18 protein-coding genes are annotated in these 23,638 nt (G+C 68.6%); 11 read left to right on the top strand and 7 right to left on the bottom strand.

Annotated elements, in window-relative coordinates; genetic code table 11:
* Positions 1-137 precede the first annotated feature (137 nt).
* Both AC1Q5B_RS03250 and AC1Q5B_RS03245 read right to left on the bottom strand, forming a co-directional pair.
* Positions 138-1,367, bottom strand: a complete 1,230-nt coding sequence (locus AC1Q5B_RS03250) for a multifunctional CCA addition/repair protein (RefSeq protein WP_492630295.1) — start codon at positions 1,365-1,367, stop codon at positions 138-140.
* 196 nt (positions 1,368-1,563) lie between these two features.
* Complete coding sequence (locus AC1Q5B_RS03245) at positions 1,564-3,525, bottom strand: transglycosylase SLT domain-containing protein (RefSeq protein WP_492630294.1); 1,962 nt, start codon at positions 3,523-3,525, stop codon at positions 1,564-1,566.
* Between the two features lie 90 nt (positions 3,526-3,615).
* Between AC1Q5B_RS03245 and AC1Q5B_RS03240 the strand changes: the two genes are divergently transcribed.
* The 7 genes from AC1Q5B_RS03240 (at position 3,616) to AC1Q5B_RS03210 (ending at position 13,753) form a co-directional block, all read left to right on the top strand.
* The gene (locus AC1Q5B_RS03240) at positions 3,616-4,389 is read left to right on the top strand and encodes a sulfite exporter TauE/SafE family protein (RefSeq protein WP_492630293.1); all 774 of its coding nucleotides are present in this window, start codon (positions 3,616-3,618) and stop codon (positions 4,387-4,389) included.
* A 209-nt stretch (positions 4,390-4,598) separates the two neighbouring features.
* Positions 4,599-7,442 carry a TonB-dependent receptor gene (locus tag AC1Q5B_RS03235; protein WP_492630292.1) on the top strand — a complete coding sequence of 948 codons (2,844 nt, stop codon included), beginning with the start codon at positions 4,599-4,601 and terminating at the stop codon, positions 7,440-7,442.
* 284 nt (positions 7,443-7,726) lie between these two features.
* Entirely contained in the window at positions 7,727-9,901 is a 2,175-nt protein-coding gene (locus AC1Q5B_RS03230) for a TonB-dependent siderophore receptor (protein WP_492630291.1), read from the top strand.
* A gap of 40 nt (positions 9,902-9,941) precedes the next feature.
* Positions 9,942-10,256 carry an iron uptake protein gene (locus AC1Q5B_RS03225; RefSeq protein WP_492630290.1) on the top strand — a complete coding sequence of 105 codons (315 nt, stop codon included), beginning with the start codon at positions 9,942-9,944 and terminating at the stop codon, positions 10,254-10,256.
* Positions 10,257-10,272: 16 nt separating this feature from the next.
* Positions 10,273-11,937: a PepSY-associated TM helix domain-containing protein gene (locus tag AC1Q5B_RS03220; RefSeq protein WP_492630289.1), complete on the top strand. Its 1,665-nt coding sequence runs from the start codon at positions 10,273-10,275 to the stop codon at positions 11,935-11,937.
* Positions 11,930-12,271, top strand: a complete 342-nt coding sequence (locus AC1Q5B_RS03215) for a DUF3325 domain-containing protein (protein WP_492630288.1) — start codon at positions 11,930-11,932, stop codon at positions 12,269-12,271. Before AC1Q5B_RS03220 ends, AC1Q5B_RS03215 begins: the two co-directional genes overlap by 8 nt.
* 132 nt (positions 12,272-12,403) lie before the next feature.
* Entirely contained in the window at positions 12,404-13,753 is a 1,350-nt protein-coding gene (locus AC1Q5B_RS03210) for a putative bifunctional diguanylate cyclase/phosphodiesterase (RefSeq protein ID WP_492630287.1), read from the top strand.
* Positions 13,754-13,762: 9 nt separating this feature from the next.
* Here AC1Q5B_RS03210 and AC1Q5B_RS03205 read toward each other — a convergent pair whose 3' ends face one another.
* The 4 genes from AC1Q5B_RS03205 to AC1Q5B_RS03190 form a co-directional block, all read right to left on the bottom strand.
* The gene (locus AC1Q5B_RS03205) at positions 13,763-14,533 is read right to left on the bottom strand and encodes an endonuclease/exonuclease/phosphatase family protein (protein WP_492630286.1); all 771 of its coding nucleotides are present in this window, start codon (positions 14,531-14,533) and stop codon (positions 13,763-13,765) included.
* A 23-nt stretch (positions 14,534-14,556) separates the two neighbouring features.
* Positions 14,557-15,381: a thiol:disulfide interchange protein DsbA/DsbL gene (locus AC1Q5B_RS03200; RefSeq protein ID WP_492630285.1), complete on the bottom strand. Its 825-nt coding sequence runs from the start codon at positions 15,379-15,381 to the stop codon at positions 14,557-14,559.
* A 97-nt stretch (positions 15,382-15,478) separates the two neighbouring features.
* Positions 15,479-16,129, bottom strand: a complete 651-nt coding sequence (locus AC1Q5B_RS03195; RefSeq protein WP_492630284.1) for a thiol:disulfide interchange protein DsbA/DsbL — start codon at positions 16,127-16,129, stop codon at positions 15,479-15,481.
* 132 nt (positions 16,130-16,261) lie between these two features.
* A complete protein-coding gene (locus AC1Q5B_RS03190) occupies positions 16,262-17,044 on the bottom strand; it encodes a c-type cytochrome (RefSeq protein ID WP_492630283.1) in 783 nt (260 codons plus the stop codon).
* A gap of 129 nt (positions 17,045-17,173) precedes the next feature.
* Here AC1Q5B_RS03190 and yihA point away from each other — a divergent pair, with 129 nt between their 5' ends.
* Complete coding sequence (gene yihA / locus AC1Q5B_RS03185) at positions 17,174-17,776, top strand: ribosome biogenesis GTP-binding protein YihA/YsxC (protein ID WP_492630282.1); 603 nt, start codon at positions 17,174-17,176, stop codon at positions 17,774-17,776.
* Between the two features lie 8 nt (positions 17,777-17,784).
* Here yihA and AC1Q5B_RS03180 read toward each other — a convergent pair whose 3' ends face one another.
* A complete protein-coding gene (locus AC1Q5B_RS03180) occupies positions 17,785-18,501 on the bottom strand; it encodes a VIT1/CCC1 transporter family protein (RefSeq protein WP_492630281.1) in 717 nt (238 codons plus the stop codon).
* 110 nt (positions 18,502-18,611) lie between these two features.
* On the opposite strand from AC1Q5B_RS03180, the gene AC1Q5B_RS03175 reads away from it, so the two are divergent.
* The 3 genes from AC1Q5B_RS03175 to AC1Q5B_RS03165 all read left to right on the top strand — a co-directional run bounded on the left by AC1Q5B_RS03175 (position 18,612) and on the right by AC1Q5B_RS03165 (position 23,613).
* Positions 18,612-20,027 (top strand): glutamate--cysteine ligase, encoded by a 1,416-nt coding sequence (locus AC1Q5B_RS03175; RefSeq protein WP_492630280.1) that lies wholly within the window; start codon positions 18,612-18,614, stop codon positions 20,025-20,027.
* 167 nt (positions 20,028-20,194) lie between these two features.
* Positions 20,195-20,746 carry an ECF-type sigma factor gene (locus AC1Q5B_RS03170; RefSeq protein WP_492630279.1) on the top strand — a complete coding sequence of 184 codons (552 nt, stop codon included), beginning with the start codon at positions 20,195-20,197 and terminating at the stop codon, positions 20,744-20,746.
* Positions 20,743-23,613: a serine/threonine-protein kinase gene (locus AC1Q5B_RS03165; RefSeq protein ID WP_492630278.1), complete on the top strand. Its 2,871-nt coding sequence runs from the start codon at positions 20,743-20,745 to the stop codon at positions 23,611-23,613. The genes AC1Q5B_RS03170 and AC1Q5B_RS03165 overlap by 4 nt, the downstream gene beginning before the upstream one ends.
* Positions 23,614-23,638 lie beyond the last annotated feature (25 nt).

The following is a 23,638-nucleotide window of genomic DNA, read 5'->3' as shown; positions in this document are numbered from 1 at the left end:
CCGCGCCGCCGCGGTGACGGGCGCGCCAGCTTCGCGCGCGTTTCCCATGTCGATCCCTCGGGTGGTGACAGGTCGCACGAAGCCTGCCGCCGCGAACGCGACGATGTCCGGTGGAGGATGACGAGGGTGCGCGAGGATCAACCGCTGGCCTGACGGGCGCGATGTACCGCCGCCACGCGCGCGGCATGCATGGCGACGCCGATCTCCGGCCCCGACATGCCCTCGCGCACCACGTCCCGCGCGCCCACACCGCAGGCGGCCTCGTGCAGTCGCACCAGCTCGCGGCCCTGCGGATAGTCCGCGTCTTCGTTGCCGCCGCGGCCACGCTTGTCGGCCTCGCAGACGGTCGCCAGCCAGGGGATGCGTTCCGGCCGGCGGAACGCGTCGCAGCGCGTGAGCAGCTCGACCACGGTGGCATCGCGCAGTTCGGCCAGGCGATGCACGTTGAGGTGTTCGCGACAGGCCATCACCGCCAGCTCGCGATGGTCGATCGGGACCTTGAGGCGTTCGCACAGCGCGATCACCGGCTTCACGCCCGCATGCTCGTGGCCGATGTGCTTGGGCAGCACGTCGGCCGGCGTCAACGCCTTGCCGAGGTCGTGCACCAGCGCGGCGAAGCCGATGCGCGCGTCGCCGGGCGCGAGCCGTGCCGCCATGTCGCTGACCATCTGCTGATGGAGGCCGGTGTCCACTTCCGGGTGGTACTCCGCGCGCTGCGGCACGCCATACAACGCATCGACTTCCGGCAGTACCACGGCCAGCGCGCCGCAGGTGCGCAGCGTGGCGAGGAACGCTGATGGCGTCGCCGAGGCCAGCGCGCGGCGGAGTTCCTGCCAGACGCGCTCGGGCACCAGGGTGTCCAGTTCGCCGCCGGCGACCATGTCGCGCATCAGCGCCATCGTCTCCGGCGCGACGGTGAAGCCGAGCGACGCGAAGCGCGCCATGAAGCGCGCCGCACGCAGCACGCGCAGCGGATCCTCGACGAAGGCCTCGCCCACGTGGCGCAGCACGCGCGCTTCGATATCCCGCGCGCCGCCATAGGGATCGACGAGCGAGCCGTCCTCGTCCTGCGCGATGGCATTGAGGGTGAAGTCGCGCCGCTGCAGGTCTTCCTCCAGCGTCACCGAGGGGTCGGCATCGACGACGAAGCCGCGGTAGCCGCGGCCGCTCTTGCGCTCGGTGCGCGCGAGGGCGTACTCCTCGGCGGTGTCCGGATGCAGGAACACCGGGAAGTCGCGGCCGACGGCCTTGAAGCCCTGCGCCTCCATCTGCGCCTGCGTCGCGCCGACCACGACCCAGTCGCGGTCGCCCGGTGCCAAGCCGAGCAACCGGTCGCGTACCGCGCCGCCGACGAGATAGGTTTTCATGCCGGCATGATGCCGGATCGGAAGCGCAATGCGGCGTTCCTGTAGGAGCGACGTGGGTCGCGACCGCGATCGGTGCGGGTCATGAGCCTTCTGTTGGTGCGCAATGGATCCGCCGAAGATGTGACCCTTCGGTACGGGTCCTGCCCGTTCTGTTTTCGCGGTCGCGACTCACGTCGCTCCTGCGGGGAGCCGCGCCTCAGCTCTTCGGCATCTGCGCGGTCGGACACGTGAAGGCCTTGCGCTTGGCCTGCACGCGGCCCATCAGGCGATCGCTGACCGGCAGCGCGGTGCCGTTGAGGCGCCAGTCGTAGATCACGCTGAAGGCGAGCACGCGCGCCACGTATTCGCGCGTTTCCTTGTAGCTGATCGTTTCGATCCAGATGTCCGGGTCGAAGCCCGGGCGCTGCGACTGCCAGCGGGCGGTCGGTGCCGGTCCTGCGTTGTAGGCGGCGATGGCGACGTACGGCACCGCGTACTTGTCCTCCATTTCACGCAGGTAGGCCGTGCCGATGGCGATGTTGGTGTCCGCGTTGTACAGGCTCGCCGCGCCGGCGTACGGGATGCTCCACCGCTTGGCGACGCCCGCCCCGGTCGACGGCAATACCTGCATCAGGCCCATCGCGTTGGCGCCGGAGCGCGCCTTCGGGTTGAAGATGCTCTCCGCGCGGATCTCGGCCGCGACCCAGGCGGGATCGATGTCGTGCCGGGCGGCCTCGCGCCGGATGGTGTCGCCGTGGTGCAGCGGGAAGCGCAACTGGTACAGGCGCTGTTCGTCGGGCTGTTTGCCCAGCGAAAACACGGCACGGTCGAACCAGCCGTTGTCCTGCGCGACCTCCACCGCGAGGCGGCGCTGGGTATCGTCGAAGCGCGACAGTGCGTCGTTCCATTCGGCCGTCGCCCAGCCGGGGCGTTCCAGCTGCCACAACTCCATCGCGCGCACGATCGCGGGATCGCGCGCGACGGCCTGCTTGGCGGTGGCGGGGTCGTTGGGAATCCAGGCGCACAGCGCATAGGGTTGTTCCAGGCGGTCGGCCGCGAGGAAGCCGTGGAAGGTGGGGCTGGACGCGGTCTCACGATACAGGCGCTGCGCACTGGTGCGGTCGCCGGTCTTCTCGCTCATGCGCGCTTCGAAGTAGCGCCAGCGCGAGTCGTTGCGTTGCGACGGCGGCATCTTCCGCAGCGCCGCGAGCGACGCCGGCCAGTCGCCGCGGGAGAGCGCTTCGCGCACGCGCCACTCGTGCAGGCGCTCGTCGTAGGCCGATTCGGGCACGTTGCCCAGCCGCCGAGCGGAATCCGGCCCATAGGATGCGACCGTCCACAGCGCGATCTGGTAGAGCACCTGGCCGCGCTCGCGGTCGCCCATGCCCAGCGCGTCCGCGTACTGCGGCAGCAGGCGTTCGGCGGTATCGGGATCGTTCTGGGCGAGCTTCGCCAGGCCGTAGGCGGCCATGCGGCGACTGCGATCGGTCCTGGGCCAATTCAACGCGCGGGGATGGACGGCATCGAGGAAGGCCGCGTAGTCATTGGCGAGCGTGGCCTCGTCGGGCGGCAGGCCGCGTGCGGCACTGCGCATCACGCCGGTCTGGCGCTCGGCGGCGGCGGCCTCGATGCGCTCCCACCGCAGCGCCGGCGTCAGCGCGCCCTGGCTGGCGAGCAGGTTGAATACGGGGTCGCAGCCATCGGGCAACGATTTGGCGCCCTTGCGCCAGAGTGCCTGCGCCTGTTCGGTCCATGCGGCATCCGTGCGTCCGGTAGCCTGGCGCGCCTGCAGGTGCGCGCACTGCAGGGCGACACTGTCGGTCGGTCGCCATGCGGCGAGGAACGTGGGCCAGTCCTGTCGGCGCGCCAACGCGGCCAGCCACACGTTGCGAAGCTGCGCGGCGACGGCCTGGCCGTCGTAGCGCGCGAGAAACGCCTGCGCCTGTGCGGTCGAGATCGCATCGGGGTCGCGACGCAGGGCCGCCAGTTCGACCCATCCGTACAGCGGATGGCCCGCGAGGGATGACGAGGCCGCGGCATTGAAGCGGCCCGCCTCCGCGGCGGCGAGCGCATCGCGCATGGCGGGGCGTTGAGCATCGAGCGTCTGCGCATGCAGGACCGGGGCGGCGCACAGGCCCGTGAAGGCAACGAGTACGATAAAAGGGGAGAGACGGATCATGCCGGGACTATACCCAAGCCGCCTGAACCGACCCGTAGACAACAGGCCGCGACAGTGAGGTGGCAAGTGGAAGGTGTGTGGATTTTTCCGGTGCTTGGTGTGTTGGCCGGCGTTCTTGCAGGATTGCTGGGCATCGGCGGCGGCCTGGTGTTGGTCGCTGCGCTGGCGTGGATCCTGCCGCTGCATGGCATTCCGAAAGAGGCCGCGATGCATGCCGCACTGGCGAGTTCGCTGGCGAGCATCGTGCTGACGGCGACGTCGTCGGCGTATTCGCATCATCGCCGCGGCAGCGTACTGTGGCCGACCGTCGCATGGATGGTGCCGGGCCTGCTGCTGGGTGGCTGGCTGGGCAGCGGCCTGGCGGTGTATCTGGATGACGGCGTGTTGCGCTGGATCGTGGCGGGATACTGCTTCGTCGCCGGCGCGCAGATGGCGTTCGGCGGCAACGCAAATCCGGAAGGGCGGGGCGTGCCGGCGCCGCGCGGTCCGGCGATGAGCGCCGCGGGTTCGGTGATCGGCGCGGTGTCCGCCGTGGTGGGCATCGGTGGCGGCAGCATGACCGTGCCGCTGCTGGTGGCGCGCGGCGTGCAGCCCGTGCGTGCCGTGGGTACCTCCAGTGCGTGCGGCGTCGCCATCGGGATCGCCAGCGCATTCGGCTATGCGCTGCATGCGCCACCCGGTGCGTTGCCGTCGCATGCGATCGGTTACATCTATCTGCCGGCCGCGATCGGTGTCGCCATCGCCTCCGTGCTCGCCGCACCCTACGGAACGAAGCTCGCGCACCGCATCGGTGGCAAGGCGTTGAAGCGGGTGTTCGCCATCTTCATGGTCGTCATGGGCATCGCCATCGTCGCCAGCGGCTGATGCACGCGAAGTACACGGGTTTAGTTGTTAATGCTGGTGAAAGCCGCGTGTAGAAGCGTCGGGTAATCGCATTTACCCGGTGATAATCGTCATTACCATTTGCAAAACGGTGACTTGTTTCCGTTGTCGGCGTTTTACTGATTCTTTACAACGAAGGGCCGCTTTAGGCGTTCGCCGTGCGGCACCACACCTTTCGGAGAGAGAGAATCATGAAAGCGCGCCGCCACACCCTGGCTTCGGCCATACGCATTGCCGTGCTCCTTGCCCTGCCCGCCAGCGCCGTGGCACAGGAAGCCACCACGCTTGATACGCTCACCGTGACAGGCAGCCGCATCAAGCGTGCCGAAATGGAGGGCCGCGTTCCCGTGCAGACCCTGTCGCGCGAAGAGATCGAGCGCACCGGCCTGACCTCGATCGGCGACATCCTGCAGGAACTGACCGGTTCCGGTTCGGCACTCAATACCAAGTTCAATTCATCGGGCAACTTCGGTTTCTCGCCGAACGGTGATGGCGTCGGTGCCGGTTCCGCGCAGGTCGACCTGCGCAACCTGGGGCCGAAACGCGTGCTGGTGCTCGTCGATGGCATGCGCTGGGTCAACGAGTCGTCGGCGTCAGGTGTCAGTGCGGCCGTGGATCTCAACACCATCCCGCTCGCGTTGGTCGAGCGCATCGAAGTGCTGGAGGACGGCGCATCCTCGCTGTACGGCTCCGATGCGATCGCCGGCGTGGTCAACATCATCACGCGCCGCAATTTCGATGGCGGCCAAGTCACGCTGAACTATGGCCAGTTCGACAAGGGCGACGGCGAGGTCACCGGTGCGGACGTCGCTTGGGGCTTCGACAACGAGCGCAGCAACCTGTTCCTCAGCCTCAGCTACACCGAGCAGAAGGAAGTCAGCTCCGCGGACCGCTACATCTCGTCGATCCCGATCCAGGGCGGCAGCTCGCGCATCCTCGGTGGTCGCTACGCGTTCACTGATCCGAACGGCGTCGACTACGATCTGTCGGTCAAGCCGGGGCAGACCAATCCGGTCTATACGCCTGGCCTGCCGGCATGCGGACCGGGCGTGACGCGTAGCGACGGTTTCCAATGCTTCGACTTCGGGCGCGACGCCTTCAACTACGCACCCTTCAACCTGCTGATGACGCCCTCCAAGCGGATGGGTGCGTTCGCCCAGTACCGGTTCTCGATCACCGAGCAGCTGAACTTCTACGCCAAGGCGCTGTACAACCGGCGCGAGTCCACCAACCAGGCGGCCCCCGAGCCGATCGATCTCGGGCCCGGCGCGGGTACCAGTTACACCGCTGATCTCGTCATCCCCGCCAATCATCCGTTCAACCCGTTCGGCTTCGACCTGATCGGCAGCGGCCCGAACGCCAACATCGGCACCATCCGCCGGCGTCCGATCGAGGGTGGGCCGCGCATCTTCGAGCAGGAAGTCGATACGCAGTACGTCGCGGCGGGGCTGGAGGGTTCGTTCGGCGGCGAGCGGCAGTTCTTCTGGGACGTCAACGCGGCTTTCAGCAAGAACGAAGCCGACCAGACCAACCATGGCAGCTACAACGCGCGCAACATCGCCATCGCGCTCGGCGACCCGGCCGTGTGCGCAACGACGCCGGGCTGCACGCCGCTGGACATCTTCGGCTTCGACACCATCACGCCGGCCATGCTGGCCTACATCAGCCCGCTGTTCCGCGACCGCAGCGAGCAGAAGCTGACGCAGGTGACCGCCAACCTCAGTGGCGCGCTGTTCCCGGGCTGGGCAGGCGACATCGAGTTCGCCGCCGGTTACGAGTACCGGAAGTACGAGGGCAGCTACAACCCGGATCCGCAGACCGTCGCCGGCGAGTACAACGGCGTGCCGTCGCTGCCGACGTCCGGCGAGTACGACGTCAACGAGGCCTACCTCGAATTGAACGTGCCGCTGTATGCGCAGCAGGACGGACCGGGCAAGTTCGACCTGAGCCTGGCCGGCCGCTACTCGGATTACTCCACCTTCGGTGGCGAGTTCACCCCCAAATACGGTCTGCGCTGGCAGGTCGCCGAGGATCTGCTGCTGCGTGCGACGTATGCGGAGGGCTTCCGTGCACCATCGATCGGTGAGCTGTACGGCTCGCAGAGTCGCTTCGATGCGCTGCTGGTCGATCCGTGCCTGGTACCGCCGAGTGCGCCCGCCGGTTCGATCGCACCTGTCGCCTGCCCGGGCGTACCGGTGGGTGCGCGCCAGAACGATCCGCAGATCCCGGTGCTGACCGGCGGCAACCCGGCGCTGCAGCCGGAGACCGCACGCAGCTTCAGTGCGGGCCTGGTGTTCAGTCCTTCGTTCGCCGAGAACGTAGCCTGGTCGGACAAGTTCGACATCGAGGTCACCTACTACCGGCACAACCTGGAGGGCGCGATCCAGGCCATCGATGCGCAGACCCAGCTGGACCTGTGCGCCACCACGCAGGATCCGCAGTACTGCACCGGTATCAACCGGCTGGCCTCCGGCGAGATCGACACCTTCGCCAACTTCCTGATCAACCTGGGTTCGATCAAGACCGATGGCTGGGATGCGGACCTGTTCTGGACGCTGCCCGAGTCGAACCTCGGTCGCTTCAAACTGAGCTGGCAGAACACCTTCGTCACGCGTTACGAGGCGCGGGGTGCCGGTGGCCAGCTCCAGCCGCAGGGGCCGGGCATCGTGGTGAACGATACGGCCATCCCCGAATGGACCTCGACCGCCACGCTCGACTGGAAGCTCGGCCACTGGAACGCGGCCTGGAGCGTCCGCCACCTGTCCGAGATGGAGGAAGCCTGCCTGGCGGCGGATCCGGCGGCGTTCTGCAGCACGGCCAACACCAACACCCTGGCCGCGACGACGTACCACGACCTGCAGCTGGGCTATGAGTTCCAGTGGTTCAAAGGCCTGCAGCTGACGGGCGGCGTCAACAACGTGTTCGACGAGGATCCACCCGTCTGCACCTCGTGCTCGCTCAACGGCTACGAGGCGTCGACCTACGACATCCCGGGAGGCCGTTTCTTCTACGTGCGGGCCAGCTTGCGGTTCTGATCCGCTGGCGACAGTGGGACGAAGAAGCCGGCGAAAGCCGGCTTTTTCGTGCCTGCGAAGGGTAGGGCGAGGGGCGATGCCGGCGTCGGCGGAACAGGAGGCGCGACGACAGGTCGCGGCCCAAGACAACCTGGCCCACCTTGAAAAATAAGACTCATTCGCATTTAATGAGCGTCAGGCGGCAGGTCCTTGCGACTCCGGTCGTCGCCTGCAGCTGCCTTCCCGCCCATCAGCGGGGCGGCTGCGCGGGCTCCCCACCCCTTACTCCTCAGGTCCCCACGTCCATGCGTCGTTCGTCCTTCCTCCGCCCGTCTTCCGCTCACGCGTGGCACGCCCCACGCCTGGGGCGCCTCCATGCCGCCATCGGACTGGCATTGTTGTGCGTTTCCGGCGCGGCGCTGGCAGCCCCCCAGGAAACGGCACCGAATGGCGCCGCTGCCAGCGCGACCGACCTGGACGCGGTGATGGTGGTCGGCCAGCGCGCCAACCGCGTCAGCAACGGTGCCACCAACCTGGACCTGGCCATCAAGGACACCCCACAGTCCATCAGCGTGGTCAGCAACGAACAGATGACGCAGTTTGGTACCGACAGCCTCAATGACGCGCTGCGCCTGGCCACCGGCATCCAGGTGGAGGAGTGGGAGACCAACCGCACCAACTATCTGGCGCGCGGTTTCGAGATCAAGAGCACCCAGATCGATGGCGTCGGCATGCCCAACGACTGGGGCATCGCCACCGGCGCGATGGATGCGTTCGGCTACGAGAAGCTGGAAGTCATCCGTGGCGCCAATGGCCTGTTGACCGGTGTCGGCAATTCGGCCGGCACCATCAATTACGTCCGCAAGCGTCCGACCAACGATGCCGAAGGCAAGGTCGGAGTGAAGGTCGGCTCCTGGGGCGAGCGCCGGGTCGAGTTCGACTACTCCATGCCCTTCAACGAAAACGGCACCTGGGCCGGTCGTGTTGTCGTGGCGCGGGAGGAAAGCGACTCCTATCTGCGTGATTTCGAGGCCGAGCGCACGTTCGGTTATGCCGTCATCGATGGCCAAGTGGGCGATAACGGCACGCTGGCGTTCGGCTACTCGTGGCAGCAGGCGGACACCACCGGCAACATGTGGGGCGCGCTCCCGTTCGTGAATGTCGACGGCACGCAACCGTCATGGGGTCGCGGCGCATCGACCACGGTGGACTGGGCCTACTGGGATACCAACACGCAGACGGCCTTTGTCGAGTACACGCACCAGTTGGGCGACGACTGGCAGCTGAAGGCGACGTACAACCGTCGCAAGGGCGACAACGACGATCAGCTGTTCTTCGCCTATTCGATGACCGGCCTCGATCCCGTCACCCATCTGGGGCTCGTCGGCTGGGGCTACAAGGGTCAGGACGAGCTGACATCCGATCTGTTCGATGTGAGCGTGAACGGGCGTTTCCAGCTGTTCGGTCGCGAGCACGAGGCGATGTTCGGCATCAGCCATTCGGAAAGCGAGCAGGGCTATTGGTACAACCCGGCACCGTTCGATTCACCGGCGTTCGGCCCGCTGCCCGCGTTCCCCTACGAGGGCAACGCCGTACCCGAGCCGGTCTGGGGCGCCCAGGTGGCGTCGAGCCGGTTCAACCAGCGGCTGAAGCGTGCGTTCGGTGCGACCCGCATCGCGCTGACCGAAGACCTCAAGGCGATCGTCGGCGTCAACTTCGCCGAGTATCACCGCGACGGCAACAACGATGGCACTCCGTTCGCCGAAACCGAGAGCAACACCAGCCCATATGCGGGCCTGACTTACGATTTCACCGAAGATTTCCTTGGCTACGTCAGCTACTCGGACATCTACCAGCCGCAGGACCAGCGCGACTTCGATGGCTTCTACCTGGCGCCGTCCAAGGGCGTGAACTACGAAGCGGGCATCAAGGCCGAGTGGCTGGACAAGCGCCTGCTGACCACCCTGGCGTACTTCACCGCCAAGCAGGAGGGGCTGGCGACGTTCGCCGGATACAACAACGAAACCCTGATGAACTTCTACGTGCCCAAGGACGTGGAGTCGAAGGGCTGGGAGTTCGAGGCCACCGGCAGGCTCAACGAGTACACCGATCTGGTCTTCGGGTACACGCACCTGAAGATGGACGGCGAGGAAGGCACGCTGACCTACAACTGGGTCCCGCGCCGCACCGCGAACCTGATGCTCAGCGCGCGACTGCCGTCGTACAACGCCGTGTCGTTCGGCATCGGCGGCCGTTGGCAGAGCGCCATCTCCAACACCGAAAGCTACAGTGGCCAGACCGTGCGGCAGGGCAGCTACGCGGTGGTGAACGCGTTCGCGGCGTGGGACTTCCTGGAGAATGCGACGCTGCGCGCCAACGTCGGCAACCTGACCGACGAGAAGTACATCAATACGCTGTACCAGATCGGCTACTACGGCGCACCGCGTCACTGGTCGCTGAGCCTGGAATACCGGTTCTGATGCCCGTTCCGCCGTTCCTGCCACGGTAGCCGCCGCCACCATGTCCGCGATCAGGCATTCCCCCGCGCCGGGTTCTTCGCGCCTTCATCGGGCATCCCGCATCGCCGCCGCCATTCTCGGCGGCTACGGCTTCGCCTGGGGCATCGTCGCGGCCGGTGCCAGTCTGATGTTCGCCGCCGGCATGGATTTCCACGATGCCGAGTTCCTCGCCAGCCTGCTGGGCGTGCTGGCGTTCCTGCTCGTATTCCTGTGGGCGTTCGCGGCGCGGCGCCTGTGGCTCGTCTGGACGGTACTGGCCGGTGGCGGTGCGCTGCTGGCGGCCACCGGCTCGTTCGTGCAATCGCTGCTGGTCTGAGGCGGAGGACGTCATCATGATGCCGAGCTTCCGCCAGACGATGGCCTGGCTCCACACCTGGTTCGGGCTGGTCCTCGGTTTCGTGCTGATGGCCGCGTTCTTCTTCGGCGCCCTGTCGGTGTTCGACCGCGAGATCGACCGCTGGGCCATCCCGTCGACGCGCTTCGAGCCGCAGCCGATGCCTTCGTACGAGAAGATCCTGCGGCCTGCCTTCGAACGCATGCAGCCGTTGCCGGCGACCGTGGATGCGATGCGCCCGCGCGTGGACGGTCCGATGCCCGAGCGCTTCGACACGGTGGTCAGCTGGAGCGCGTATACCACCCACCGCGACCCGGTGCTGCAGCTGTTCGCCGGCTATGAAGTGCCCAACGCGAAGGATCCGGAAGAAGCCATCTGGGCCGACACCACCCTCGATCCGCGCGATGGCACGCCGCTGCCCGACGACCGTCTGAAGGTCGGCAGCGGGTTCTTCTATCCGATGCATTACGGCCTGACCCTGGACTGGAAGAATCTGGGTATATGGATCGTCGGCTTCTCCGCGCTGATGATGCTGGTGGCGCTGGTCACCGGCGTGGTGATGCACCGCAAGCTCTTCCGCGAGTTCTTCACCTTCCGGCCCGGCAAGGGCGGGCTGCGCAGCGTACTGGATCTGCACAACCTGACCGGCGTGGTGGCGCTGCCGTTCCACTTCTTCTTCGCCTTCACCGGCCTGCTGATCTTCGCGGCGACGTACTACTTCCCGTTGGGCCATACGCAGTTGCATGAACTGCACGACCTGCATGCGCAGGTCGAAGCGCGCGAAACGGGATTGCCGCACAAGCGTGCCGGCGTGCCGGCGGGTCTCGCCGACGTGGACGCGATGGTGGCGGATGCGCAGCGCCGCTGGGAGGCGAACGACAAGGCCGGCGAGGTCGGCTTCCTGGTGTTGCAGCACGTCGGTGACGCAAACGGCTACGTCAGCGTGTACCGCGCCGGCACCGACCGCATCGCCCTGGTCGGCGATGGCATCCATTACAAGGCATCGACGGGCGACCTGATCCGCGAGGATCCCGCGCCCACCGCGACGGGCCGTGTCGCCGAGTTCCTCACCGGCCTGCACCTGCAGCACTTCCGCCACTGGTTGCTGCGCTGGATGTACGTGTTGGGCGGCCTGCTCGGCGCGGTGTGCATCGCCACCGGCTTCCTGTTCTTCGTCGAGAAGCGAAAGCGGCAGCATGCGAAGCAGGGACGGCAGGGCGCGCGCGTGGTCGATGCGTTGGCCGTGACCACCGTGACCGGCATGGTGCTGGCGGCGCTGGGCATCCTCGTCGCCAACCGGTTGCTGCCGGACGACCTGCCGGCGCGCGGCGACTGGGAGCGCTACGCGTTCTGGGGCACCTGGTTGCTGGCGCTCCTGCATGCGGCGTGGCGCAGTGCGCCTGTCGCGCGCGGCCTGGCCAATCCGGCGTGGCGCGAGCAGTGCGCGATGATCGTCGTGTTGGCATGCGGTGCGGTGCTGTCCAACTGGATCACCACCGGCGACCACCTGCTGCATACGATCCGCACCGGCTATTGGCCCGTCGCGGGCGTGGACCTGGCACTGCTTGCCGGTGGCGTGATCGCGGGGCTGGCGGCCCGTACGTTGAAACGGCGCGAGGCATCGGCCTCGCAGGCGAGCCACGCGGAGGCGACCCATGCATGAGCCGGTGATCGCGACGCTCCTGTTGCTGGGCGCGCTGTTGGCCAGCGTGGCCGGCATGGGCTGGTTGGCGCTGTCCATGGCCGTCCATGCGCAACAGGTATGGGGGAACCCGCTGTCCACCGGCGCGTCGCGGACGCTGCGTATCGCCGGAGTACTGTCGCTGGTCGCCGCCCTGGCGCTCTGCCTCGCCGTGGACCATGCCAGCATGGCCAGTCTGGTCTGGGTGATGGCCCTGACCGCCGCCGCCGTCAGCGTGGCCATGACGTTGTCCTGGCGGCCGCACTGGCTGCGTGTGCTGGCGCCTTGGGCGCGTACGCGCAACACGGACCGCTGAAGACGGAGCGTCATCTGTCGCCCTGACGGCGCGCGCCGGCGTCCGGACCGCTTCGGTACGCCCCTTTCCCCGCGCGGCCACTTCCCGTCCCGCAGGAGTACGATGCGGCCACGCGGAGAGGATGTTCACCGAATGGACGCGCCACTCGACAATGCGCATGCCACGGGATGGGCGGGCACGATGGCGCGCCGCCGGCGGCGACGTGCCTTCCATCTGCTGCTGGCGACCGGCCTGATCATGGTGGCGCTGGGCCTGGGGTGGGGCGCGTTCTTCGCTTGGCGTGGCGCGTGGCCCGTGGCCGCGGTCGAGCTGGCGATCGCACTGCTGGGGCTGGGAGTGATCGCGATGGCGCGCCTGCACCGTCCGCGCGCCGCCTCGTGGGTGGCGTTCGTCGGCCTGACGGTGCTGCTGTGCTTCTTCTCGACGTTCCTCGACGTGTCGACCGAAGCGATCCCGCGGACGAGCCATGTCTTCCTGCTGGTGCTCGCGCTCTGTGCGCACCACGTGTTCCGCGACGAAAAGGCCTGGCTGCGCTACGGCGTCGTGGTCGTGCTGCTGGGGTTGTTCGCGATGTTCGCGGCGGCACCGGTACGCGTGCCGCATGCGTTCGCGATCGCCGAGGACGTGCGGAGGGTCGGCATCTGGGTGAACCTCGCTACCGCGGTGGCCAGTTTGCTGGTGGTGCTGCGCCTGGCCGAAACGGACGTCGCCGAACATCGCGCGCTCCACCGCGCCCTGCGCGATGCGCTGTCGCACCGTCGCTTCGTGCTGTTCTACCAGCCGCAGGTCGATGTGCACGGGCAGATCGTGGGCGCCGAAGCCCTGCTGCGTTGGCAGGACGAACGGCGCGGCCTGGTGCGCCCGGCCGACTTCATGCAGGCGGCGGAAGACACCGGGTTCATCCTGCCGCTGGGCCAGTGGGTGCTGCAGGAAGCCTGCCGGCAGCTGTCGGCGTGGCAATCGCAGCCCGCGCTGCGCCATCTGCGCCTGTCGGTGAACATCAGCGCGCTGCAGTTGCAGCAGCCGGACTTCGTGCAGCAGGTGGGCGATGCGATCCTGCGCAGCGGCGTCAGCGCGGAGCAGCTGACCCTTGAGCTGACCGAAAGCGTGCTGGTGCACGACATGCACGATGCGGTCGGCAAGATGCGCGCCCTGCATGCGATGGGCGTGCGGCTGTCGCTCGACGACTTCGGCGCGGGCTATTCCTCGCTGTCGTACCTGCGGGAACTGCCGTTCGCCGAAATGAAGATAGACCGTGCGTTCACCCGGGAGATCGTGCGCGACCCGCATGCCGCCACGATTTCCCGCAACCTGCTGCAGATGGGCCGCGAACTGGGCATCGACGTGATCGCCGAAGGCATCGAGCAGGAAGACCAGTTCACCTTGCTGTGCGAGCAGGGAGCCTGCCTGTTCCAGGGTTATCTGTTCGGACGTCCGATGGAGGTCGGCACGTTCGACCAGCGCCTCCTTTCAGGGGCGTGAAGCGGAGCGTCAGCGCAGCGCGGTGTCCGGCACGTCGATGTCCATCGCCAGCGCCAGATGGTCCGAATTGGCGGCGGGCACGGCACGGGCATTGTCGCCGCGGAGGTCTTCGCTGAGCAGGATGTGGTCGATCGCGCGTTGCGGGCGCCAGCTCGGGAACGTGGGCACGCAGAACGCCGGCGGACGCAGGCGCGTGCGCTTGTAGAGCAGCTCCATTTCCGGCGTATCGGGGACGCAGTTGAAGTCGCCCATCAGCACGGCATGCGGATGGTCCGACAGCAGCTCGCCGATGAAGGCCAGCTGTGAACGGCGCGAATTGGCGCCCAGCGACAGGTGCGCGACGGCGACGGTCAGGCCCTCGTCGCCGTCGCCGAAGCGCGCCATCAGCACGCCCCGCCCACCGATGCGGCCGGGCAGGCTGTGGTCGGTCACTTCGACCGGCTCGAGCTTGCTGAGCAGGCCGTTGGCGCTGCCGGCCACGCGCGCCACGTTGCGGTTGGGCTGGTGGGTCCAGTAGTCGAAACCGGCGCGCTCGGCCAGGTAATGCGTCTGGTTGGTGAAGCCCGAGCGCAGGCTGCCGGGGTCGGCCTCTTGCAGGCCGACGATGTCGTGCTCGCCGGCCAGCTGCGCGATCGCATCGAGGCTGCCGCGCTTGTTGCCCGCCGGCAGCGCATGCGACCAGCTGCGGGTCACGTAGTCGCTGTAGCGGCGGGTGCTGGAGCCTGCCTGGATGTTCGCGCTGAGCAGGCGCAGCCGCCGCGTGGCGGGGGAACCGGTCATGGAAGTGGGGGCTTCCGGGCGGCTCAGCGCTGCGCGCGTTCCATCGCGATCAGGTGATCGGCGATGCGCAGCACGTCGGCATAGGTCTGGCCGCCGGTGACGCGGTACTTGCCGTTGACGATGATCGTCGGCGTGCCTTCCACGCCGCTGTTCTTCGCGAACTGCATGCCGCGCGCGATCTGCGAATTGGTGCCGAAGCTGTTCATCAGCGACACGAACTCCTTCGCATCCACGCCGTACTGCTTGGCGTACCACTGCGCGATGGTCGCGGGGTCGGCCGGCGGCTGGCCTTCGCCCGGCAGCGCGCGCTGCAGGTGGATGGCGGCGAACACCGCGTCATGGCTCTTGTCGACCAGGCCCTTGGACTGCGCCGCATAGAACGCCTTGCCGTACGGCGCCCATACGTTGCCGAACACGACCGGCACGTACGACACGCGCACGTCGGCGGGCTGCTTTTTCTTCCACGCGGCGATCTCGGGCGCGAAGCGGGCGCAGGCCGGGCAGACGTAGCCGAACACTTCGACCACTTCGACCTGGCCGTTGAGCGGCGCGTACGGCTGGCCGTTCGGAATCACGACGTAGTCCGTGCCCGCCACCGGCGCCGGGCCCTGGGGCGGCACGACCGGGTTGGTGTTGGCCGCGGCGGCGGTGTCGGTACCCTCGGCGGGCGTGGCCGGGGTGGCATCGGCCGGCGTGGCCGATGCATCCGTTGCCGGCGCAGGCGCGGCATCGGTCGTCGTGGCGGCGGGCGCTTCGCCGGTTGGGGTGGCGTCGGTGGACGGCTTCGGTCCACAGGCGGCCAGCAACGGCAGCAGCAGGGACAGCATCAGGACGTGGCGGGACTTCATCGCGCGGACTCCAGTGGATCAGAGGAAAGGGGGGCCGGCAGCGCCGGCGGACATCGCATTCTGCATGGCGCCCCTGGCGGTCGCCATGACGGAATCGTCACTTGCGGGTGCGTTCGCGGGCGATCAGGCGGTCGGCGATCTTCAGCCGGTCGCTGTAGTTGTTGCCGCCGGTCACGCGGTACTTGCCGTTGACGATGATCGTCGGCGTGCCTTCCACGCCGGCGGCAGTCACCCAGTCGCGCGCCTTGGCGAGTTGGGCATCGACCTCGGGCCCGCGCAGCGCAGCCATGAACTTCGTGCGGTCCACGCCCTGGCTGGCGTAGAAGCCGGCGATCTCGTCGGCCGTCGCGTTCTGGATGGGCAGGGAGCCGACCTTGTGGAGGGCGTCGAACACCGCCTGGTGGGTGCGCTCCTGTACGCCCAGCTGCCTGGCGGCGTAGAACGCGCGCGCATACGGTATCCAGTAGCCGCCGAACGCGGCGGGGACCGGCGTCAGCTGCACGTCGCGCGGTAGCGTCTTCTTCCACGCGGCCAGCGTGGGCTCCAGGTGCGCGCAGTGGATGCAGGTATAGCCGAACACTTCGACCACCTCGATCTTCCCCTTCGCCGGCGCGAAAGGCTTGCCGTCGGGGATCACGTCGTAGTCCTGGCCTTCGACCAGCGGGGCGGGCGGCGGCGGTGCGGCGAGGGTAGCGGCCGGCAGCAGGGCCAGCAGGGTGATCAGCACGGGCAGCAGACGCGACACCATCGGGACTCTTCCTCTAGAGGCGGTGCCCGGCGTTCGGGCATCGCGGAAAAAAGAAACGCCGGCCATGGTGGGGCCGGCGCGATGAACAGGAGCTTGAACTTCCGGCCGCGGGACGCGGGCGGAAGCCCCGGGTTACTTGCCGCCGGCCTTGGCTGCCGCCAGGTCGTCGGCGCGGGCGTGCAGGCCCTGCAGGTAGCTGGCGAGCGCCTGGATCTCCTGCTCGGTCAGCGGGCCGGCGACCTGCGCCATGATGTTGAAGTGGGCGGCGTCCTTCAGCGTGGTCGTGCCGGCCTTGTACTCGGTCAGGCGACGCACGGTGTAGTCCTGCGTCTGGCCGCCGATGTGCGGATAGGCCGGGCCCGGGTTGCCGGCGCCGGTCGGGCCGTGGCACGCCAGGCAGGCGGGCACACCGCGCTTGGCGTCGCCGTTGCGGTACAGCTGCTGGCCCACTTCGTAGAACTTCATGTCCTTGTACGGGCCATCGGCGACGACACTGTCGTCGGCCAGGCCGGCGCCCGACTTCTGGGTGGCGAAATAGGCGCCGACATCGCGCATGTCCTGCGCGCTGAGGGTCTGGGCGAACGGGATCATCACGGCCGCCATGCCGGTGTTGCGCTCGCCGGAGGCGAACAGCGCCAGCTGCTGGGCGACGTAGCGCTCGCTCTGGCCGGCGATGCGCGGGTACTGCGGATCGCTGGGATTGCCGTCGGCGCCATGGCAGGCGGCGCAGGCTGCGGCCTTGGTCTGACCGGCCTTGGCGTCGCCCCAGGTGGTCTTGGCCAGGTTGATCTCCAGCGGCGCGGTTTCGACCGGCGCATTGTCCGGCACGGGAACGACCGTGGTCTGTGCAAAAGCGACTGCGCCCACGGCCAACACGGCCAGTCCGGCAAGTCCCATAACGCGAGCGTGGCGCATGCTAAAGCTCCGAAACCCTTGAACGAGGCGGCACCTGCGAGGGCCGCGAAACCCGCGAATTATCGTCGCGGCGGCCGCTTGCGGTCAATTCAGGCGGTATCCGCCCCGCCCCCGTGCGATCCTATCGGCATGTCGAACCCCCTGAATTCCGCGAGCTACCTGCTTTCCGCCCACACCCCGCGCCAGTTGCCGGCCGATGGCGGGTTCGAGGTGGCTTTCGCCGGCCGTTCCAACGCCGGCAAGTCCAGTGCGTTGAATGCGCTGGTCAACCACAACCGCCTGGCGCGCGTGTCCAAGACGCCCGGCCGTACCCAGCAGCTGGTGTTCTTCCAAGTCCAGCCCGAGCGTTATCTCGTCGATCTGCCCGGCTACGGTTACGCCAAGGTCCCGCAAGACCTGCAGGCGCACTGGCAGGCCTTCATCGACCGCTATTTCCGCACCCGCGAGGCGCTCAGGGGGCTGGTGGTGGTGATGGACATCCGCCATCCGCTGAAGGATTACGACCGCCAGATGCTGGGCTATGCCGTCCAGCGCGGCCTGCCGGCCCATGCGCTGCTGACCAAGGCCGACAAACTGGGGCGCGGGCAGCAGGGCAACGCCTTGCAGGCCGTGAAGAAGGAACTGTTCTCCGCCTTCGGCGATACGGTCAGCGTGCAGACGTTCTCCGCCGAGTCGAAGCAGGGCGTGGACGAGGCCCGCCTGATCGTGGGCAACTGGCTCGAACTGTCCTGAGCCGAGGCTCAGACGCTGACGTGGAACAGGCGACCGACGGCCGCCGAGGCCGCCATCGCCATCGCGCCCCAGAAGCCGACCCGCCACGCGCCGCGTAGCACCGGTGCGCCGCCGACCCATGCGGCCAGGCCGCCGGATGCCAGCAGGCCGACCAGGGTGGCGAGGGTGGTGACCACGGCCACGCGGTCCGGCGGCGCCAGCAGTGTGGTGGCGATAGGCAGCAGCGCGCCGACCGTGAACGCCGCCGCCGACGCCAGGGCGGCCTGCACCGGACGCGCACGCAGGGCTTCGGTGAAGCCCAGCTCATCGCGCGCGTGCGCTTCGAGGGCATCGTGCGCAGTCAGCTGATCGGCGACCTGCCGGGCCAGTTCCGGCGTCAGGCCGCGATGCATGTAGATCTGCGCAAGTTCTTCGCGCTCGGCGTCCGGCACGGTGTGCAGCGCCCGCTTTTCGATGGCCAGGTCCGCCGCCTCGGCGTCGGCCTGCGACTGCACGGAGACGTACTCTCCGGCCGCCATCGACATCGCCCCCGCCACCAGGCCCGCGATGCCGGTCATGAGGATCGTGGAGGGAGGGGCGCCGGCGACGGCGACGCCCACCACCAGCCCGGAGATGGACACGATGCCGTCGTTCGCGCCCAGCACGGCCGCACGCAACCAGCCCACGCGCGCGGAGCGGTGCACCTCGTGATGGGGGCTGGTCGGGAACGGCGGGCGGGCGTCCATGCAGGCAGCGTAACGGGGCAGGGCCGAGGCGTCGATGCGGCCGTCCGTGGGACGCTGGGTCGCCGGCGTGGGCCTGCTGGCGTGCGGGTCGTCACGCTATAGTGCCGCCCTTGCCGCGCCGCCCACCGGCGGCGTGCCTTCCCCCTCGCGAGTCACCGCCCTTGTCCAGCCCCAGCCACGTCGCCGACACGCTGATCTCCGACCGTACCCAGCTGGTCGAGTACATCGCCTCCGGCGAGAAGCCCGCACAGGACTGGCGCATCGGCACCGAGCACGAGAAGTTCGGCTTCCGCCTCGACGACCTGCGTCCGCCGACGTTCGATGGCGACCGCGGCATCGAGGCGCTGCTGAAGGGCCTGACGCGCTTCGGCTGGGATCCGGTCGAGGAGAAGGGGCGCGTCATCGCGCTGACCAAGGATGGCGCCTCGGTCACGCTGGAACCGGCCGGCCAGCTCGAACTGTCCGGCGCAGCGGTGGAAACCCTCCACCAGACCTGCGTCGAGGTCGGCACGCACCTGAAGGAAGTGAAGCAGGTCGCCGACGAACTGCGGCTCGGCTTTCTCGGCATGGGCTTCCAGCCCAAATGGCGTCGCGACGAGATGCCGTGGATGCCGAAGGGCCGCTACCAGATCATGAAGTCGTACATGCCCAGGGTCGGCCAGCTGGGCCTGGACATGATGACGCGCACCTGCACGGTGCAGGTCAACCTCGATTACGCCAGCGAAGCGGACATGGTGAAGAAGTTCCGCGTGTCGCTGGCGCTGCAGCCCGTCGCCACCGCGCTGTTCGCCGATTCGCCGTTCACCGAGGGCAAGCCGAACGGGTTCCAGAGCTACCGCTCGCATATCTGGACCGATACCGACGGCGACCGCACCGGCATGCTCGATTTCGTCTTCGAGGACGGCTTCGGTTACGAGCGCTATGTCGACTACATCCTCGACGTGCCGATGTACTTCTCCTACCGCGACGGCATCTACCACGATGCCAGCGGCAAGTCGTTCCGCGCGTTCCTGCGCGGCGAACTGGACGTGCTGCCCGGCGCGCTGCCCACGCTGCGCGACTGGTCCGACCACCTGACCACCGCCTTCCCCGAAGTGCGGATGAAGAAGTTCCTGGAAATGCGCGGCGCCGACTCGGGGCCGTGGAACCGCATCTGCGCCCTGCCCGCGTTCTGGGTCGGCCTGCTGTACGACGATGCCGCACTCGACGCGGCGTGGGACCTGGTCAAGGACTTCTCGCTGGCGGAGCGGCACGCGTTGCGCGATGGCGTGCCGAAGCACGCGCTGAAGCTGCCGTTCCGCGGCGGGACCGTACGCGATCTCGCCCGCGAGGCGGTGAAGATCGCCATCGGCGGCCTGCAGCGCCGCGCGCGCCTCAACGGCAAGGGCGTGGACGAAAGCGGCTTCCTGGATGCGCTGGTCGAGATCGTCGAGGCGAACCAGACGCCCGCCGAGCGCAAGCTCGCGCTGTTCCACGGCGAATGGAACGGCGACATCGACCGCGTCTTCCGCGAGTTCGCGTACTAGTACCAGACCGGTGCGTCGCCAGGGCGGCGACCGCGCCCTGTCCTCGCCGCCGGGGTCTTTGCGTTGATCCCGGTGATGGACCGGCCGCCCGCTGATCTGCGCGCCGGTATCAGGGGGAGGCGGCGCGGAGCGTCGCCATGGTGCGTGTCGGGTTCGGCGAGCGACGCATGGATCAGGTTCCGGTCACCCAGTTGTTGCAACGCGCGCGCGAAGGCGACGTGCGTGCCGCCGATGCGGTGTTCGCCAGCCTCTACGACGAACTCAAGCGCGCCGCGCACCTGCAGCTGCGCCGGCATCGCGACAACCTCGACACCACCGTGCTGGTGCACGAAACCTATCTGAAGATGGCCACCGGCGAACGCCTGGCGGCCAACGACCGCGCGCACCTGCTGGCGATGTCCGCGCGCGCGATGCGCCAGGTACTGGTGGACCATGCGCGCATCGCGCATGCGCAGAAGCGCGGCGGCGGCGTGGACGCGCTGACGCTCACCGCGCGGCTGGGCGGCGGCGAACGGGCGGTGGTCGAAGTGCTGGCGCTGGATGAACTGCTCGATGCCCTGCAGCAGGCCGACGCGCGTGCGGCGCAGATCGTCGAGCTCCGCTACTTCGGCGGCTACGAGGAAACCGAGATCGCCCGGATGCTCGGCGTCAGCGAGCGCACCGTGCGTCGCGACTGGCGCACGGCGCGGGCCTTCCTGCTGGCGGAGCTGGGCAAGTGAGCGACGACGCCATGGCGCGCCGCCGGCAGGCGCTGGCGCTGTTCCGCGAGGCGGTCGAGATCGCACCGAACGAGCGCGCCGCCTGGCTGGAGCGCGCCTGCGGGGGCGACGCCGCGCTGCGGGCGGCCGTGGATGCGCTGCTGGCGGCGGATGCGAGCGGCACCGAGCCGTTCGCCGGCGATGCGCTGGCATGGGGACGCGCGTTCCGCGACGAACACGACGACGTGGCACGCGATTCCCTGGTCGGCCGCAGCATCGGGCCGTGGCGGATCACCGGCATCCTCGGCCACGGCGGCATGGGCGCGGTGTACCGCGTCGACCGCGACGATGGGGCGTACACGCAGCACGCCGCGCTGAAGCTGATCCGTGCCGGCACCGATTCTCAGGCGGCGCGCGAGCGCTTCCTGCGCGAACGGCAGATCCTCGCGCGGCTGCGCCACCCGAACATCGCCACCCTGCTGGATGGCGGCATCAGCGGCGACGGCGATCCGTGGTTCGTGATGGAACTGGTCGACGGCCAGCCGATCGACCGGTGGTGCGATGCGCGGCAACTGGACCTGCGCCAGCGCATCGTACTGTTCCTGCAGGTGGTCGACGCCGTGCGCCACGCGCATCGGAATCTGGTGGTGCACCGCGACCTCAAGCCGTCCAACCTGCTGGTGGATGCCGACGGCCGGGTGAAGCTGCTGGACTTCGGGATCGCCAAGGAACTGGCCGATACGCGCGCGTTGACCGTCGATCGCGCGCTGACCTTCGAGTACGCCTCGCCCGAACAACTGCTCGACGCACCCATCACCACCGCGACCGATCTGTGGCAGCTGGGCGTGGTGCTGCACCGCCTGCTGTCGGGCGCGCATCCGTTCGGCGTGACGCGCGAAACGCCGGTGGCCCACCAGCTGCAGCAGCTGGAACGCGATCCGGAGCCGTTGACGCGGGCCGCATCGCAGGCCAGCGCCGAGCAGGCCGCGCAGCGTGGCGGACACAGTCCCGCTTCGCTGGCGCGCGCCCTGCGCGGCAGCCTCGCGCAGATCGTGCAGGCCTGTCTGCGCCGCGATCCCGAGGCGCGTTACGCGTCGGCGGACGTGTTGGCGAACGATCTGCGTGCGTGGCTCGATGACCGGCCGATCAGCGCGGTACCGCTGTCGCGCGCCGACCGCGCGCGGCTGTGGCTGCGCCGCAACCGGGGCGTGGCCACCGCTGCCGGCATCGTCGCGGTCGCGCTGGTCGCCGGCACCGGTGTGGCGGTGTGGCAGGCGCATGAAGCACGCGCACAAGCGCGCATCGCCGAGCGAGAATCGGAGAACGCGCGCGCTACGCTGGCGTTCCTCGCCGACACCCTGGCGGCCGCCGCGCCCGAACAGGCGATGAGCACCGAAGTCAGCGTGCGTGAATTGCTGGACCAGGCACGCGCCAAGCTCGACCAGCGCGCCCTCGATCCCCAGGTGAGGCAGCCCGTGCAGCGGATGCTGGGGCGGCTGTACCGCTCGCTGGGCGACGATCGACAGTCGGTGGATCTGTTCGCGGCCGGCCTGAAGGGCGTGGCCCCGCAGACACGCGAGGAAGCCCTCGCGCTGGCGGACGACCTGGTGGCCTATTCCGACGAACTGGGCGATCTGGAGCGCAACGCCGAATCGTTGGCGGCGGCCGAGCAGGCCGTGGAACTGCGCCAGCGTTTCGCGCCGGACGATCCCGAACAGCAGCTCCGCGCCATGGCGCACCTGACGCTGGGCCACGTGGAGAAGTACGGGCTGGAGTGGTGCCGCAAGCGGGCCGAATCCTCGCTCGCCTTCGCCAAGCGGCTGCCGTCGCCGCCGGTGGACGTGGTGCTGGACATCTATTCGGACATCAGCACGGCGGCCAACTTTCAGAACGACCGGCGTCGCCTGTTGTCGGTCAGTCGCGAGGGTCTGGCGTACGCGGACGCGCATGGCATCGCGGCGGATTCGCCGGTGCGGCGCACGCTCGTCCGCAGCCTGGTGTCCGGGCTGTTGCTGGAAGGCAAGGCGGCCGACGCCGAGCGCGTGGTCCGGCAGGCGATCGCCGATGCGGAGAAGACCGGCGGTTACGGGGGCGCCAGTGCGACGGTGCTGTACCAGACACTGGCCGACGCGCTGCTGGGACAGGGGCGTTACCGCGAGTCGCGCGACGCCGCCGACAGGAGCTACGCCCTGTCCAGCCGGCATGGCGAGGGCCCACGCAACCTGGCCATGGCGCTCGCCAACCTCACCGCGATCAACCTGCTGTACGGCGACTACGCGACGGCGCTGGCGCGCTCCACGCAGGGCATCGCGCGGCTGGACGAGGCGACGGTGTCTCCCGAGGATACGTTCCGCCGCACGATCGAACGCGTGCATGCACGCGCGCTGGTGGCGAATGGCCGCTTCGAGGAAGCCGCCGTGCGACTGGAAGATCTGCGAGCGCGCGCGGCGCGCCTGGATGGCGATGCCTCGGACGAGTACGCGCAGGTGCTCGGCGACCAGCTGAACCTGCATCTGCGCAGGCGGGACGCCGCGCAGGCGACGCCGCTGCTGGCCGAACTACGTTCCCGCATGACCCAGCGCGGCGTTCCCGACAGCCACGAACAGTTCGCCGTCTTCACCGCCATGCAAGCCACGCTCGATCGCCTGCGCGGCGACGCCGCTGCCGCGGAGCGTCACCAGCGCGAGGCGATCCGCCGGCTGCAGACCAGCGCTAGCGCGGTCGACGTGGCGATCGCGCGCGCCATCCTGGCCGACGACGTCGCGGCCCGCGGCGACCGGAAGGAGGCGCGCCGCCTGCTGGACGAGGCGTTGCCGGTCATGCGCGGGACGTTGCTGCCCGGCGAACGGAACCGGATCGCCGCGGAGACCCTGTCGTCGCGCCTGTGAGGCGGAAACACCGCTGAGCTTTCTG

The organism is Pseudoxanthomonas sp. GW835-FHT14C01 (genome assembly GCF_058793715.1).
This window is presented reverse-complemented; position numbering and strand designations above follow the sequence as displayed.